Source organism: Nocardioides pinisoli (genome assembly GCF_024199985.1).
Classification (GTDB): domain Bacteria; phylum Actinomycetota; class Actinomycetes; order Propionibacteriales; family Nocardioidaceae; genus Nocardioides; species Nocardioides pinisoli.
The window spans coordinates 14,467-29,576 of record NZ_JANARS010000015.1; the positions used below are offsets into that span (position 1 = coordinate 14,467).

Below are 15,110 nucleotides of genomic sequence, written 5' to 3' on the forward strand. Positions count from 1 at the left end.
CGTGCTCAGTCCCGTGCGCACCCGGCGGCGGGGACACGCTCAGCTGTCCGGCTGCAGGGGCAGCAGGCGTGACGACGGCGAGGTCCGCTGCAGGTAGAGGCTCGAGGCACGCGCGACGAGGGGGTGCCGGTCGGTGTGGTGGACGGCGCGCTTCCGCAGCCAGAACCCGCCGGCCCTGAGCTGGCTGCCGAGCACCTCGGCGGGCCCCGGCAGCCGCCCCTCCCGCTCGAGGAACGCCCGGCGGTAGCGGCGGAAGAGACGTCCGTGGTCGAGGGCCAGCGACACCAGCGCGGCCTGGGTGGCGGCGAGCAGCTCGGGGTCGGTGACCTCGTCGAGGGCCGGGCCCGCCGGTGCGACGTCGTGCGCCACGAGGTCGGCGAGCTCGCCGTGCACCGTGACCCCGCGATGCTCCAGGGCCGCCACCAGCCGTTCACCGTAGGCCTGCGCCCAGGCGAGGTGCGCCGACGGCAGCTCGAGCGGCCGGGCCGTCGTGCCTGCGAGCCGCGCCCGGATCCCGGCCTCGATGACGAAGCGGTGCTGGGTGGCGTTGAAGCGCTCGCCGACCGCCTCGTTGAGGCGGCGTACGACCTCGAGCTCGGCCGCGCCCAGCGAGACGTTGCGGACGACCTGCCGGTCGCCGGGCCAGCCCGTGGGGAGGTGGGCGGCCTCGGCGAAGCGCGCCAGGAGGACGGTGCCCGGGGTGCCGGGCGGCGGCACGGTGACGAGCCGGATCCGCTCGACCGGCACCGCCGACGCCCAGGTGTCGACGACGCGGAGGAGGTCGTGGCGCCAGTGGAAGGAGACGCCCTCGCTCGGCGGCGCACCCTCCTGTCCCCGCACCGACGCCACGAAGTCCGCCCAGGTGGTGGTGCCACCGTTGACGATCGTCTGCTGCCACGCCGAGACCAGCGTCCGCGCCATGTCGCGCGCACCGACGACGACGTGGACCCGGTGGCCCCCGAGCGCCTGCACCAGCCGGCGTGCCTGGCGGGGTCGCGCCAGCGACAGCTCCTCCTCCGAGACCACGACGGTCGGCCCGTCGTGGGCGTCCACCAGGTCGACCAGCCGGCCCAGCGCCCCTGCGGCCTCCCCGCGCTGCTCCCCGCCGACCCGTTGGCCGAGCAGGTCGTAGGCCGCGAGGCGCTGGGCTCGGTGGCCCCCCGGGAAGAGCACCCCCGCGGCGGCGAGCTGCTCCGCCGTGGCCGCAAGGGCGCCCTGGATCGTGGTCGTCCCTGTCTTGTAGAGACCCACGTGGAGGAAGACGTCTGCCATGGCCACGACGCTAGGAACGCGACGACGCCCGGGGCATGGGGCTGGAGTCCCGTGGCGCCGGGAGGATCCGGCCGTTCCGGACCGGCACGCCGCACGCCTAGCGGGTCGCGGTGATCCCGCCATCCACGGGGATGAGGGCGCCGTGGACGTAGGCGGCCTCGTCGGAGGCGAGCCAGGCGATCGCCGCGGCCACCTCGTCGGGGGTGCCGGGACGTCCTGCCGGAGTGCCGGCGGTCATCCGGGTCACCACGTCCTCGTCACCGGCGGTGATCGGCGTCCGGGTCGCACCGGGTGCGACGGTGTTGACCCGTACGCCGCGGGGGCCGAACTCGGCCGCCCAGCTGCGCGCCAGCTGGGCCTCGGCTGCCTTGGTGGCGGAGTAGAGGCCGACGAAGGCATGGCCGACGGACGCCATCCACGACCCGACCACGACGATCGCGCCGCCTCCCTGCTCGACCATTGCGGGGGCGATCGCCGCGGTGAGGACCTGGGGTGCACGCACGTTGACGGCGAGCGTGGCCTCGAGGTCCCGGTCGGTCAGCGAGACGGTGTCGACGGGCGGGCAGATCGCGGCGTTGTGCACGAGGACGTCGATCCGTCCGTCGAGGGCCGCTGCCCAGTCGGCGGCGAGCTCGCGCAGCACCGCCGGCGGCGCGGTGAGGTCGCCGGGCACGAAGACCGCGGACCCGCCGGCGGTGGTGATCGCCTCGGCGACCGTCCGTCCGCGGCCGGCGTCGCGGCCGGTGACGACGACGCGGGCTCCGCGTCGGGCGAGGTGGTGGGCGGTGGCGGCGCCGATGCCGCTGGTGGAGCCGGTGACGACCGCGGTGCGACCGGCGAGGGTGGGTGAGGTGCTCATGGGCAGGAGTCCACCCCGGTCCGCAGCCGCGCACCAGCGCACGTCCTGCCGGGGCACGGCACGACCACGCAGGACGCCGTACGTCTCCGTAGGCTGGGCGGGTGCCTGCCGACCGATCCGCGCTGGGAGCGTTCCTGCGCTCGCGCCGCGACGCCCTCACCCCGGCGCAGGCGGGGATCACGCCGTTCCCCGGGCCGCGTCGGGTGCCCGGGCTCCGCAAGGAGGAGCTGGCCGTGCTGGCGGGCCTGAGCCCGGACCACTACAGCCGCCTCGAGCAGGGCCGGCAGCACACGGTGACCGACGACGTCGTCGAGGCGCTCGGTCGGGCCCTGCGCCTCGACGACGTGGAGCGCGCCCACCTCCGCGACCTCGCCGCCCCGCCGCGGCGGGCCGGCGCAACCTGGGAGGTCACGCAGCGCGCCGACCCCGGCCTCCTGCGCGTGATGTCCACCCTCGACCACGTCCCGGTCCTGCTGCTGGGCCGGCGCTCGGAGGTGCTGGGCTGCAACGCGCTGCTGCGGGCCGTGCTGGGGGCGGAGGTCGACACGGGATCGGTCCTCGTGCGCTGGCTCTTCCTCGATCCCCGCGCGCGCCGACGCCTCGAGAACTGGCCGGACTACGCGGCGGCGGCCGTGGGTGCGCTCCGCTACGAGGTCGGGCGCCACCCGGCCGACCGCAAGCTCCGGGCACTGGTCGACGAGCTCCGCGCGGGGGACCCGGACGTGTCCCGGTGGTGGGACGACCACGGCGTGACCGACCGGACGTCGGTCGACAAGCGCATCGCCCATCCCGTCGTCGGCCGGCTCTCCTTCGGCATCGAGGCGCTGGTGTCGCCCCACGACCCCGAGCAGCGGCTCATCGTCTACACCGCCCCTCCGGACTCGCCGACCGCGGCCGCGCTGCCGGTGCTCGCGTCCTGGGGGCTCGAGGAGCCCGTGAGACCTATCCCATAGGTCCGGCAGGTGTTCGCGACGTGACGCTCGTCCTATCCTGCGCAGCATGACCGACGTCGAAGGTGGACTGGACGAGCCCGAGGAGCTGCAGCCCGCGGAGGGGTCGCTCAAGCTCGTCGGTGACCACGACGCGTACGACGTCGCGGCGTGGGAGGCGGCCACCGCTGCCGTGCTGCGCAAGGCGCGCCGCCTCGGCGAGGACGCGCCCGACTCCGACGTCTGGTCGGCGCTGACCCGGACGACGCTCGACGGCGTCGAGGTCGCCCCGATCGGCCAGCCCGCCGACCTCGACGGGCTCAGCACCACGGGTCGTCCGACGCGCGCCGGTGCGTGGGACGTACGGACGCAGGTGGAGGTCGTCGACGCCAAGGCGGCCAACGAGGCCGCACTGCAGGACCTCGAGAACGGCGCCACCTCGCTGCTGCTGCACCTCGACGAGGACGCGTCGCCCGACTGGGCCACGCTGCTCGACGGCGTGCTGCTCGACCTCGCGCCCGTCGTGCTGGACCGGCCCTCCACCGAGCAGGTGGAGGCGTTCGCCGACTTCCTCGAGGGCGTCGAGGGCGCGGTGCACCCGGCGACGAACCTGTCCTTCGACCTCCAGACCCTCGAGATGCTGCCGTCCCGGGTGCGCGACGACGGCGTCACCGCGCGCGACCTGTTCGCTCTCGTCGCGCGCCGCGGCTTCCAGCTCGGCGTGCGCGCCCTGGTGGTGGACGGGACGGCGCTGCACGACGAGGGCGCCAGCGACGCGCAGGAGCTCGGCTGGGCGATCGCGACCGGTGTGGCCTACCTCCGGCTCCTCGCCGAGGAGGGCTTCTCCGTCGAGCACGGCGCCCGGATGGTCGAGTTCCGCCTCGCCGCCACCGACGAGCAGTTCCCCTCCATCGCCAAGCTGCGCGCGGCCCGCCGGCTGTGGGCCCGCGTCCTCGAGGCCAGCGGTGCGGAGGACGGCGCGGGCACCGAGATGGCGCTGCACGCGGTCACCAGCCGGCCGATGACCAGCAGGCAGGATCCGTGGGTCAACATGCTGCGCGGCACGGTCGCGGCGTTCGCAGCGGGGGTGGGCGGCGCCGACGCGGTGACCGTGGTGCCGTTCGACGAGCCGCTCGGTGCTCCTGACGCGTTCGGTCGCCGCATCGCGCGCAACACCTCCTCCCTGCTCATCGAGGAGTCGCACGTCGCGACGGTCACCGACCCCGCCGGCGGTTCCTACGCCGTCGAGAGGCTCACCGACGACCTGGCCGCCGCCGGGTGGGCGGAGCTCGGCCGGATCGAGTCCGCCGGAGGCGCGCTGGCCGACGAGGCCCGCCAGGGCGTGAAGGAGCGTGTCCGGGCCGTGCGTGCCGAGCGCGACGCGCAGGTCGCCGACCGGTCGCGTCCGCTGACCGGGGTCTCGGAGTTCCCGCACCTCGGCGAGGTGCTGCCCGAGCGCGAGCACCTCCCGCACCGCCACGTCCGGCGCTACGGCTGGGCCTACGAGGACATGCGCGCCCAGCCCGCCACCCGCCCGGCCTTCCTCGCGACGATGGGCACCGTCGCCGCGCACACGGCGCGCGCGACGTTCGCGACCAACCTGTTCGCGGCCGGCGGTGTCGCGGTCGAGGCGGCCGGCGCGACCGCCTCGGTCGAGGACGTGACGGCGGCCTACTCGGGCCAGCCGGTGGTCTGCCTCGCCGGCACCGACGCGGCCTACGCCGAGTGGGGCGCCGACCTCGTGGCCGCGCTGCGGGCGGCAGGGGCGTCGTACGTCGTCCTGGCCGGCAAACCGGGGGAGAAGACCGTCACCGACGTGGACGACTCGTGCGCCATGGGGGTCGACGCGCTCGGCTTCCTGGCCCGGATCCGAGAGGAGCTCGCCAAGTGAGCACGCAGGGGAGCATCCCGGAGAACTTCGCCGAGGTGGGTCTCGACACGCCCGCTCGTTCCTCGCGGGCTGCTCGCCCGACGAGTGGCGGGGACCGCGAGCCGTGGGCGAGCCCGGAGGGCATCGACGTGCTCCCGGTCTACGGCCCCGAGCACCTCGAGGGCCTCGACGGTCTCGACACGTGGCCGGGCCTGGCGCCGTTCCTGCGCGGGCCCTACCCGACGATGTACACCACGCAGCCGTGGACGATCCGGCAGTACGCCGGCTTCTCCACCGCCGAGGAGTCCAACGCGTTCTACCGTCGCAACCTCGCCGCGGGGCAGAAGGGGCTGAGCGTCGCCTTCGACCTCGCCACCCACCGCGGCTACGACTCCGACCACCCCCGGGTGCGCGGCGACGTCGGCATGGCGGGCGTGGCGATCGACTCGATCTACGACACCCGCACGCTCTTCGACGGCATCCCGCTCGACGAGATGTCGGTGTCGATGACGATGAACGGCGCCGTGCTGCCGGTGCTCGCGCTCTACATCGCGGCGGCCGAGGAGCAGGGGGTGAAGCCGGACCAGCTCGCGGGGACCATCCAGAACGACATCCTCAAGGAGTTCATGGTCCGCAACACCTACATCTACCCGCCCGCGCCGAGCATGCGGATCATCAGCGACATCTTCGCCTACACGTCACAGAAGATGCCCCGCTTCAACTCCATCTCGATCTCGGGCTACCACATCCAGGAGGCCGGGGCGACGGCCGACCTCGAGCTCGCCTACACGCTGGCCGACGGCGTGGAGTACATCCGCGCCGGCCTCGACACGGGCATGACGATCGACCAGTTCGCGCCGCGCCTGTCGTTCTTCTGGGCGATCGGGATGAACTTCTTCATGGAGGTCGCCAAGATGCGCGCGGCCCGGGCGCTGTGGGCGCGGCTGGTCGACGACTTCGAGCCGCAGAACCCCAAGTCGCGCTCGCTGCGCACCCACTCCCAGACCTCGGGCTGGTCGCTGACCGCGCAGGACGTCTTCAACAACGTCGGGCGCACGTGCATCGAGGCGATGGCCGCGACGCAGGGCCACACGCAGTCGCTGCACACCAACGCGCTCGACGAGGCGATCGCGCTGCCGACCGACTTCTCCGCGCGCATCGCCCGCAACACCCAGCTGCTGCTGCAGCAGGAGTCGGGCACCACGCAGGTCATCGACCCGTGGGCCGGCTCCTACTACGTCGAGAAGCTCACCCACGACCTCGCCGAGCGGGCCTGGGCCCACATCCAGGAGGCCGAGCGGGCCGGTGGCATGGCCGCGGCGATCGAGCAGGGCATCCCCAAGATGCGCATCGAGGAGGCGGCCGCCCGCACCCAGGCGCGCATCGACTCGGGCGCGCAGAAGGTCATCGGCGTCAACACCTACCGCCTCGCCGCGGAGGACAAGCTCGACGTGCTCCGCGTCGACAACGACGACGTCTACCGCCAGCAGGTCGCCAAGCTCGAGCGGCTGCGCGCCGAGCGTGACGACGACGACGTACGCCGTGCGCTGGAGGCGCTCACCAACAGCGCCGAGCGCGGCCCGGTCGGCGGCGGCTCCCTCGACGGCAACCTCCTCGCGCTGGCCGTCGACGCCGCCCGCGCGAAGGCCACCGTCGGGGAGATCTCCGACGCGCTGGAGAAGGTCTACGGCCGCCACCAGGCGGTGATCCGTACGATCAGCGGCGTGTACCGCGACGAGGCAGGCGCCGCCGAGGGCAGTGCCGTCGCCGCCGTGCTGCAGGCGACCGAGGAGTTCGAGGCCGAGGAGGGCCGCCGCCCGCGCATCCTCGTGGCCAAGATGGGCCAGGACGGCCACGACCGCGGCCAGAAGGTCGTCGTCACCGCCTTCGCCGACCTCGGCTTCGACGTCGACGTGGGGCCGCTGTTCTCCACGCCCGAGGAGGTCGCGCAGCAGGCGATCGACGCCGACGTCCACATCGTCGGCGTCTCCTCGCTCGCGGCGGGCCACCTCACGCTGCTGCCCGCGCTCAAGCAGGCGCTGGCCGACCAGGGGCGCCCCGACATCATGGTCGTCATCGGCGGCGTGATCCCGCCCGACGACGTGCCCGTGCTGCACGAGATGGGTGCCGCCGCGGTCTTCCTGCCCGGCACCGTGATCGCGGAGTCGGCCCTCGACCTGATCGCGCGCCTGCGGGAACAGCACGCCGGCTGATGCCCCGGCCGATCGACGTCGAGGCCCTCGTCACCGACGTGCAGGCCGGGCAGCGGGCGGCGGTCGCGCGCGCCATCACCCTGGTCGAGTCGTCGCGCCCCGAGCACCGGGTGGCCGCGCGAGAGCTGCTGATGGCGCTGGCGGCGACCGACCGCCCGATGGCGACCCGGGTCGGCATCTCCGGCGTGCCGGGGGTCGGCAAGTCGACCTTCATCGAGGCGCTGGGCACCCGGCTCACCGGGGCCGGGCACCGCGTCGGCGTGCTCGCCGTGGACCCGTCGTCGGTGCGCACCGGCGGCTCGGTCCTCGGCGACAAGACCCGCATGGCGACGCTGTCGGTCGACCCGAACGCCTTCATCCGTCCCTCGCCCTCGGCCGGCACCCTCGGTGGCGTGGCCCGGGCGACCACCCAGGCGATGCTGGTCCTGGAGGCGGCGGCGTACGACGTGGTCCTGGTCGAGACGGTCGGCGTGGGGCAGTCGGAGGTCACCGTCGCCGGGATGGTCGACACGTTCCTCTTCCTCACCCTCGCCCGCACCGGCGACCAGCTGCAGGGCATCAAGAAGGGCATCCTCGAGATCGCCGACGTCGTGGCGGTCAACAAGGCCGACGGCGAGCACGAGGCCGACGCCCGCGTCGCGGCCCGCGAGCTCGCCGGCGCGCTGAGGCTGGTGCGCGGGCACGCCGAGTGGGCCCCGCCGGTCGTCACCTGCTCGGCGCTGACCGGCGCCGGGGTCGACGACGTGTGGCAGCGGGTCGGTGCGCACCGCGAGCACCTCGGCATCGACGGCCTGGCCCACAAGCGCGCCGGGCAGCAGCTCGAGTTCACCTGGGCGCTCGTGCGCGACGAGCTCGACCAGCGGCTGCGCTCCTCGCCCGGCGTCGCGGCGGTGCGCGACGACGTACGCCGGGCCGTGCTGTCCGGCGAGCTGCCGGCTCCACTGGCCGCGGACCGGCTGCTCGCGGCGTACGACGGGCGTGGCACCTAGGCGTCTCGGACGGTGCGTAGCAGACACGGGGGAGATGCCGCGCCCGTAGACTGGGCCGGTCATGCCAGATCCTCTTCCTGCCACTCCCGTCATCGCCGAGGTCGTCGACAAGTACGCCGACGAGCTCGTCGCCCTCCGTCGCGACCTCCACGCCCACCCCGAGCTGAGCTGGGCCGAGGAGCGCACCTCCCAAGCGGTCGTGACCGCGCTCGAGGAGGCCGGCTGGGCGGTGACGCGACCCGAGGGTGGGGGAGTGCTGGCCGAGCTCGGCCAGGGCGGACGCCTCGTCGCGCTGCGCGCCGACCTCGACGCGCTGCCGGTCGACGACCTCATCTCCGACCCGTGGCGCAGCACCAACCCCGGCGTCGCCCACGCCTGCGGCCACGACGTCCACACGGCCGGGCTCGTCGGGGCCGGGCTCGCGCTGGCGGAGGTGGCCGCCCGCGGCATGCTGCCCGGGCGCGTGCGCCTGCTCTTCCAGCCCGCCGAGGAGGTCATGCCCGGCGGCGCGCTGCACCTGATCTCCGCCGGCGCGCTCGAGGGCGTCTCCCACGTCTTCGGCCTGCACTGCGACCCGAGCCTCGACGTCGGCCGCATCGGCCTGCGCGAGGGCCCGCTCACCGGCGCCGCCGACGCGCTGACCGTTCGGCTCATCGGCAAGGGCGGCCACACCTCACGCCCCCACCTCACCGAGGACCTCACCTTCGCCCTGGGCAAGGTGATCACCGAGCTCCCGGCGATCCTCAGCCGACGTCTCGACCCGCGCGCCGGGGTCAGCGTGGTCTGGGGCATGGTGCGCGCGGGCTCGGCCCACAACGTGATCCCGCACGGCGGCGTCGTGGCCGGCACGGTCCGGATGCTCGACGCGGTCGCGTGGGCCGACGCCGAGCACCTGATTCGCCAGCTGATCAGCGCCATCGTGGCGCCCTACAGCGTGACCGCCGAGGTGACCTACCAGCGCGGCGTGCCCCCGGTGGTCAACCACGAGGAGTCCACCCGACTGCTCGGCATCGGGGTCGAGAACGTCCTGGGTCCGCACGGCCACGTCTCCACCGCCCAGAGCCTGGGCGGCGAGGACTTCGGGTGGTACCTCGACTCCGTCTCCGGCGCCATGGCCCGCCTCGGCACGCGCACCCCCGGCGGACCGACGTACGACCTCCACCAGGGCAACCTCCGCGTCGACGAGGGTGCCACGACCATCGCGGCGCGCGTGCTCGCCGAGGCAGCGGTGACGGCGCTCAACGACTGACCGCTCAGGCGGTCGGCAGGGGGAACCCGAAGGTGAAGGTGCTGCCCTCGCCGGGGGTGGACTCGACGTCGAGACGACCGTCCATCAGCGCCGCGAGCTCGCGGGCGATCGCCAGGCCGAGACCGACGCCGAGGCGGTCGCCGTCGGGCTGGTGGCCGACCTGGACGAACGGCTCGAAGAGCGTGCGCAGGTCGTCGGGTGCGATGCCGATGCCGGTGTCGCTGACGACCACCTCGACCCACGTGCCGGCGTCCGGGTCGCCCTCGGGAGCCGGCGGGACGCTGATGCGTACGTCCACTGAGCCCTGGTCGGTGAAGGCGATGGCGTTCTGGACGAGGTTGGTCACCACCTGACGGATCCGCCGGGCGTCGCCGATGCCGGCCTCCGGCACGTCCGCGTCGACGGCGAAGGTCATCGCGATGCCCTTCGCCTCGGCGAGCGGACGCGACCAGCAGGAGATCTCGCCGAGGATCTCGCGGAGGTCGACGGCGCCGGGCCGGAGCACGGTCTGGTGGGCCTCCAGGCCGGAGAACTCGAGGATCTCCTGCACCAGGTCGAGCAGCCGTTCGCCGGAGCGGTGCACGATCCGCGCGAAGTGCGCCGGCTCGGGCGCGAGGTCGGTGTCGAGCAGCAGCTCCGACGCGCCGATGAGGGCGGCCAGCGGGGTGCGCACCTCGTGGCTGACGGTGGCGAGGAAGAGCGTCTTGGCGGCGTTGGCCTCCTCGAGCTCGCGGAGGACGCGGTTGGCCTCGGTGACGTCCTCGGAGACGCCGTGCACGCCGACGACCTCGCCGCCCACGATCACCGGGATCGCGGTGCAGCGGATGTCGGTCAGCTCACCGTCGGTGCTGATCACGCGGGCGTCCACGACCTGCGGCTCACCCGCCATCGCGCCCTCGAAGCCGGCCTGGATGCGGTGCAGGTCCTCGGGGTGGATGACCTGGGCGAAGTGGGCCTTCCGCAGCTCCTGGAGGGTCAGGCCGGTCATCTCGAGCGTGTGGTCGTTGGCGTCGGTGAAGTAGCCCTGCTCGTCGACGGAGTAGGTCGCGTGCGGGTGGTGGGTGAACATCGACGCGTAGCGCTCGTTGCTCTGGGACATCGCCTGCGCGCCGAGGGTCGCGTCGGTCGCCGAGGAGCGGTCGCAGTCGTGGTCGTGCTCACCGAGAGCCATCAGGACCTCCGAGAATCGTGTTGGCGTGCGCTGCACCGTACCCCGCGCCATGCGCCGCGGATGCATCCTCCCGGTGCGTCGACGTGTTCGAAAAGAATCGTCGGGCCAGTGGATCAACGCGTGGATCGAGGCCGGCCACTGTCGGAGGGTCCTGACGCAATGTGATCATGACGACGCAGCTGGTGGGCCGGATCTCCCGGCCCGGGCCACCGGTCACGGAGGCGACGACCACGCCGACCGGGCACGTGCACGAGTCGGCGCGGGGGCCGTGGGCGGGTGGGTGCCTCAGCCGCCGTTGACCTGGCCCCTGACGCAGGCGACGAGCCCCGGGAGGTCGAGGGTGTAGGTAGGACCACCGGTCTGCCCGTATGCCTCCAGGCGACCCGCTGCGCGTTCGACGAGTGTGGACGCACCGACGGCGTTGCCGCGCGCGTGATGGGTCAGGCCCACGCACAGCTGCGCCAGGCCTTGCCACAAGGCGCGTTCCTCGTCGGGGCACGACTTCCACCGGACCTCGAGAGCCTCATGAGCCGCGAAGGGACGTCCGTCGTCCAACAGGCTGCGGGCGTAGGCCAGGGTCTCTTCGGGAGGCAGTGGTTCCTCCGAGATGGGCTCGACCCCGACTGCGCCATAGGGCAGGGGCCGTCCCAGTGCGTCGCGTGGTCGGGCCTGTTGCGCACGTCCCTCTGCGTTGCGATCGCGATCGGCGACCATGTCACGAACCTCCTGGGGCTACACGAAGCGCGACTGAAGGGCCACTGCCACGTCGCTTGACGGATGACGGCATCACCAATCGGCGCCGCGTCGCACTGGAAGCGACGGTAGCGCCTTCGACATCGTCCCTTGTCGTGCCTCGGTGCCATAGTCGACGCATGAACAGGTCCCGCGCGCTCGCGCTGGTGCTGCGTCTCACCGGCGCCGCGTTCATCGTGGTGTTCGCGCTGCTGTTCCTGGCATCGGTCACCCGGACCGACACCCCGGAGCTCCTCTACCGCCTCTTCGCCTGGGGCGACGTCGGAGACGCCGAGGAACAGATGCTGGCGGCGGTCTACATCGTGTGGGGTGCCTGCCTCTGGATCGCGGCACGCGCCCCTCTGCAGCACCGGCTCTTCATCGACTTCACCATCATCGCGAACCTCGCCCACGCCGCGGTGATGGCGGTGCAGTCGTTCACGTACGAGGGCGAGCACGCACACCTGTGGGGCGACGTGGTGATCCTCGTCGCCGTCATGGGCGTCCTCGCTGCGCTCTGGCTGCCGGTCCGTAGACAGTCGGCGTAGTCGTCCTCACCTGCCGCGCGGTGGGGGCAGTTCCGCGTGGGGTCAGGGTGCCGGCCTAGGACCCGGCGATCGCCCGCACCCTGGTGAGGAGCCGGGACCGCTCCTCGGGGGTGAGTGGGACGTCCAGAGCCGTCAGCCACTCCTCGACCTCGCCCTCGAGGAGCCCGCGGTGCTCGGTCGGCTCGCCGGGACGGCGGACGGTGAGCGACTCGTGGGTCACGGTCACGTGCCGACCGGGAAGGTGCTTGGTGAGGATCAGGCCCGTCGTGAAGTGCGAACCGGGGAAGGTGCTCGTGTAGTGGTGCCCGATCACCACGTCGACCGGCTTCACCTCGAGCTCGTCGGTGGTGTGCGCGAGCTCCCACCCTTCCTCGCGGCGCCTGGACAGGGCCCAGTCACCCCCGTCCGTGCGATGCAACCGGTAGCCCCAGCCCGGTGGGTAGTCGTCCTCCGCGCCGTCGACCATCGGGATGGGGCGCAGCAGGCTCATCCCGAAGCCGGGGTCGCACAGCATCCGCCGACCCTCGACGACCACCTCCACGACCATGTGGGTCCGCCCCTGCTGGGTGCCGGCGTCCGGGTCGCCGACCCGGCCCAGGTGACGCCGTACCTCGTATCCCAGCCGCTGCAGGGCGGCGGCGAAGATCGTGGAGTGCTCGAAGCAGTAGCCGCCCCGGCCACGGTCGACGAACTTCCGCTGGACCACGTCGAGGGAGATGCCCGGCGCCTGCCCGAGGAGCACGTCGATGTTGTCGAACGTGTACGTCCGCACGTGCGCCTCGTGCAGCTCGGCGAGCGCCTCGTGACCCGGCTCGCGCGCCCCGACACCGAGTCGCGCCAGGTAGCCGTCGAGGTCGAGCTGGTCGGTCTTCCACGGGTCGGACGACATGGACGTAGTCAACCGCACGATCCGCCGACACCAGCCGGCGTGCCGGGGCCGACGGCGGTCCATGGCCGAGCCCTCCGAGCCTCGGAAGTGAGTTCCGATGTCCCTGCCACGCATCTTCTGCCTGGTCTCCGCGGCCGACGACCTGTCGCTCCTGTCCGACCTCGCCGAGGCCGGGATCGACGGCTTCCAGGTCCGCGACAAGGCCGCCACCACCCGCGAGCTCGTCGAGCCGATCCACGTGGTGCCGTCACCGCGGTGACGGCCCAGGACACGACTTGCGTCCACGCCGTCCACCCCGTGCCTGTCGAGATCGTCGCGCAACAGGTGGACGCGGTGCTCGCGGACCTGCCCGTCGCCGTCGTGAAGACCGGCATGCTCGGCTCGCCCGACGTCGTACGCCTGGTGGCCGGCAGGCTCGGCCAGCTGCCGCTCGTCGTCGACCCGGTCCTCGTCGCCACCAGCGGCGCTGTGCTGGGCGACGACGCCGTCGTGGCGGCCTACTGCGACCACCTGCTCCCCACCGCCACGGTCGCCACCCCCAACCTCGACGAGGCCCGCGCCCTCACGTACGCCAGCGCGCTGGCCGCCCGGCTCGCCCACGGGGACGTGCTCGCCCACGCCGCCAACAGCGCTGCGGCGTACGTCGCCGACCGGCTCGACGACAGCAGCGGCTGGGGACTCGGCCGTGGCCGCGGCCCCGTCTCCCACCTCGCACCCTCGCGTCCGGCCACTAGGGTCGGCCCATGGCGCGCCGCGGGGACGAGTGGCACTGGCGACCGGAGCCGGGATGGCTGTGGCTGTCGCTCCTCGGGCTGACGAGCGGCGCGCTCGTGGGCGTCGTCTTCGCCGTGGTGGTCGTCGTGGTGGACGTCTTCGGGGCGGGCGCGCTGAACAGTGACTCCGGCGGGTCGCTCGGCGCACTCCTCGGCCTGGGGGTGTTCGGAGCCGTGCTCGGCGGTGCAGTGGGGCTGGTCCTCGGCTCTGCCACCGGGGGAGTGCTCATGCTCCTGGTGGGCCGTCGCATGCCGGGGCGCGGGCAGGCGGTCCTCGCCTTCGTCGTGGCCGCGGCCACGGTGGGTGTGCTGGGGCGGCACCTCCTGGCCCCGGTCCTCAGGGTGGAGTCCGCCGCTGTCATCGTGCTGCTCTCGGCGAGCGCGCTGATCGCCGGCCTGGTGGCGGTCTGGTTCCGCAGGCAGCTGCCGGGACCCGGACGAGCTCGCGGCCCCCTCAGGCCGTGATCGCGGGCTCCGCGCCGCCCGAGAGGAGCTCGTCACGCAGCGCGACCAGGCGACCCACCTCGGTGAGGAAGCGTCCGGTGCTCTCGCCCACCTCGAGCTCGTCGAAGTAGTGGTGCCGCATGGCGACACGGGCGAGGTGGTGCTCGTCGTGCCCGAGCCGGGCGTCGAGGAGCGACGCGAGGTCACGGACGTCGTCGGCCCCGATGACGTCCGCGCAGCGGCTGATCGGGGCCTGGTGGTGGAGCGCGTCGACGTCGCCGTGGGGGTCGGTGAGGAAGATCGGCTTGTCGGTGTGCAGGTAGAGCCAGTCCAGGCCGACCGAGGACACGTCGGTGACCATGGCGTCACAGCCGGGCATCACGGCGAGGATGTCGCCGGTGAGCACCTGGGTGTGCCAGGCGGCGGGGTCGAGCCGCGCGGCCTCGTCGATGAGTCCCATGACTGCCAGGTGCGCGTCGGCGATCGCGGGCGTGAGGCTCGTCGTCACCTTCGGGTGCGGCTTGTAGACCAGCCGGACGTCGGGCACCGCGAGGATCGCCCGGACGATCGCCTCGCCGAGGGAGTCGAGCGACGTGTAGTCGTTGTAGTCGGCGTCACCCTCCCACGTGGGGGCGTACATCACCGTGCGTCGCTCGCTCGGCGCCAGCAACGGCGTGCGGGGGAGGTCGAGCTGGGGCCGGCCGACGCGGACCAGCCTGGCGGCGTCGAAGTCGAGCAGCCCGGTCAGGTAGCGCTGGACCGCGGCGTCGCCGGCGACGAAGACACGGTCATAGGCCTTGGCGTTGTTGCTCGCCATGGACTGCTTGTCGCTCTCGCCGTGGTTGACGTGCACGTGGAGCATGCGGCTGTCGAGGAGCGACTCGAAGTTGAGCACCGAGTTGTTGCAGTAGAGCACGACCTTGGCGTCGAGCTCGGCGTAGAGCTCGGTGAGCTCGGGGAACGACGGCGCGGTGAGGACGGTCAGGCTCGTGCGCGACGCGATCAGGGCGGCGGAGTCGGGGTCGCGCAGCACCAGGCCGACCGGGTGGACCCGGTCCAGCACCTCGAGGACCTCCAGCCACTGGGCGAGCTGGTAGGTCCTGGTCGGGTCGCCCGCGAAGTAGGCGATCACGCGCACGTCGTTCACGACGAAATCCTACTCGCGACCCCGC

The 15,110-nt window shown here is 73.1% G+C and carries 15 protein-coding genes; 9 read left to right on the forward strand and 6 right to left on the reverse strand.

Translation table 11 applies throughout. The features are described from left to right. Window positions 1–39: 39 nt before the first annotated feature. The gene (locus NCI01_RS21580) at window positions 40–1,272 is read right to left on the reverse strand and encodes a hypothetical protein (protein ID WP_254183556.1); all 1,233 of its coding nucleotides are present in this window, start codon (window positions 1,270–1,272) and stop codon (window positions 40–42) included. Window positions 1,273–1,369: 97 nt separating this feature from the next. Beyond that, window positions 1,370–2,131, reverse strand: a complete 762-nt coding sequence (locus tag NCI01_RS21585; protein ID WP_254183557.1) for an SDR family NAD(P)-dependent oxidoreductase — start codon at window positions 2,129–2,131, stop codon at window positions 1,370–1,372. Window positions 2,132–2,232: 101 nt separating this feature from the next. Here NCI01_RS21585 and NCI01_RS21590 point away from each other — a divergent pair, with 101 nt between their 5' ends. From NCI01_RS21590 to NCI01_RS21610, 5 genes are all read left to right on the forward strand, one after another. Next, window positions 2,233–3,084 carry a helix-turn-helix transcriptional regulator gene (locus NCI01_RS21590; protein ID WP_254183558.1) on the forward strand — a complete coding sequence of 284 codons (852 nt, stop codon included), beginning with the start codon at window positions 2,233–2,235 and terminating at the stop codon, window positions 3,082–3,084. Window positions 3,085–3,130: 46 nt separating this feature from the next. Next, window positions 3,131–4,951 (forward strand): methylmalonyl-CoA mutase family protein, encoded by a 1,821-nt coding sequence (locus NCI01_RS21595; RefSeq protein ID WP_254183559.1) that lies wholly within the window; start codon window positions 3,131–3,133, stop codon window positions 4,949–4,951. A gap of 35 nt (window positions 4,952–4,986) precedes the next feature. After that, entirely contained in the window at window positions 4,987–7,143 is a 2,157-nt protein-coding gene (scpA, locus tag NCI01_RS21600) for a methylmalonyl-CoA mutase (RefSeq protein WP_254183593.1), read from the forward strand. Next, window positions 7,143–8,132, forward strand: coding sequence for a methylmalonyl Co-A mutase-associated GTPase MeaB (gene meaB / locus NCI01_RS21605; RefSeq protein WP_254183560.1), 990 nt, complete (start codon window positions 7,143–7,145; stop codon window positions 8,130–8,132). The genes scpA and meaB overlap by 1 nt, the downstream gene beginning before the upstream one ends. 61 nt (window positions 8,133–8,193) lie before the next feature. Further along, on the forward strand, window positions 8,194–9,381 hold the full coding sequence (locus NCI01_RS21610) for an amidohydrolase (RefSeq protein WP_254183561.1): 1,188 nt from the start codon (window positions 8,194–8,196) through the stop codon (window positions 9,379–9,381). Window positions 9,382–9,385: 4 nt separating this feature from the next. Here the strand turns inward: NCI01_RS21610 and NCI01_RS21615 are convergent, their stop codons facing one another. Together NCI01_RS21615 and NCI01_RS21620 are read right to left on the reverse strand one after the other, a co-directional pair. Continuing rightward, window positions 9,386–10,552, reverse strand: coding sequence for a PAS domain-containing sensor histidine kinase (locus NCI01_RS21615; RefSeq protein WP_254183562.1), 1,167 nt, complete (start codon window positions 10,550–10,552; stop codon window positions 9,386–9,388). Between the two features lie 285 nt (window positions 10,553–10,837). Continuing rightward, complete coding sequence (locus tag NCI01_RS21620) at window positions 10,838–11,266, reverse strand: DUF309 domain-containing protein (protein WP_254183563.1); 429 nt, start codon at window positions 11,264–11,266, stop codon at window positions 10,838–10,840. Between the two features lie 158 nt (window positions 11,267–11,424). On the opposite strand from NCI01_RS21620, the gene NCI01_RS21625 reads away from it, so the two are divergent. Then, window positions 11,425–11,832: a DUF6632 domain-containing protein gene (locus tag NCI01_RS21625; protein WP_254183564.1), complete on the forward strand. Its 408-nt coding sequence runs from the start codon at window positions 11,425–11,427 to the stop codon at window positions 11,830–11,832. 55 nt (window positions 11,833–11,887) lie between these two features. On the opposite strand, the gene NCI01_RS21630 is transcribed toward NCI01_RS21625, so the two are convergent. Then, on the reverse strand, window positions 11,888–12,721 hold the full coding sequence (locus NCI01_RS21630; protein WP_254183565.1) for an arylamine N-acetyltransferase family protein: 834 nt from the start codon (window positions 12,719–12,721) through the stop codon (window positions 11,888–11,890). Window positions 12,722–12,818: 97 nt separating this feature from the next. Between NCI01_RS21630 and NCI01_RS21635 the strand changes: the two genes are divergently transcribed. The 3 genes from NCI01_RS21635 to NCI01_RS21645 are packed head-to-tail and all read left to right on the forward strand — an operon-like array spanning window position 12,819 to window position 13,959. Further along, window positions 12,819–12,980: a hypothetical protein gene (locus NCI01_RS21635; RefSeq protein ID WP_254183566.1), complete on the forward strand. Its 162-nt coding sequence runs from the start codon at window positions 12,819–12,821 to the stop codon at window positions 12,978–12,980. A 38-nt stretch (window positions 12,981–13,018) separates the two neighbouring features. Then, a complete protein-coding gene (locus NCI01_RS21640; protein WP_254183567.1) occupies window positions 13,019–13,537 on the forward strand; it encodes a bifunctional hydroxymethylpyrimidine kinase/phosphomethylpyrimidine kinase in 519 nt (172 codons plus the stop codon). Continuing rightward, window positions 13,465–13,959, forward strand: a complete 495-nt coding sequence (locus NCI01_RS21645; protein WP_254183568.1) for a hypothetical protein — start codon at window positions 13,465–13,467, stop codon at window positions 13,957–13,959. The genes NCI01_RS21640 and NCI01_RS21645 overlap by 73 nt, the downstream gene beginning before the upstream one ends. On the opposite strand, the gene NCI01_RS21650 is transcribed toward NCI01_RS21645, so the two are convergent. Then, entirely contained in the window at window positions 13,949–15,085 is a 1,137-nt protein-coding gene (locus NCI01_RS21650) for a CDP-glycerol glycerophosphotransferase family protein (RefSeq protein WP_254183569.1), read from the reverse strand. The genes NCI01_RS21645 and NCI01_RS21650 overlap by 11 nt on opposite strands. Window positions 15,086–15,110 lie beyond the last annotated feature (25 nt).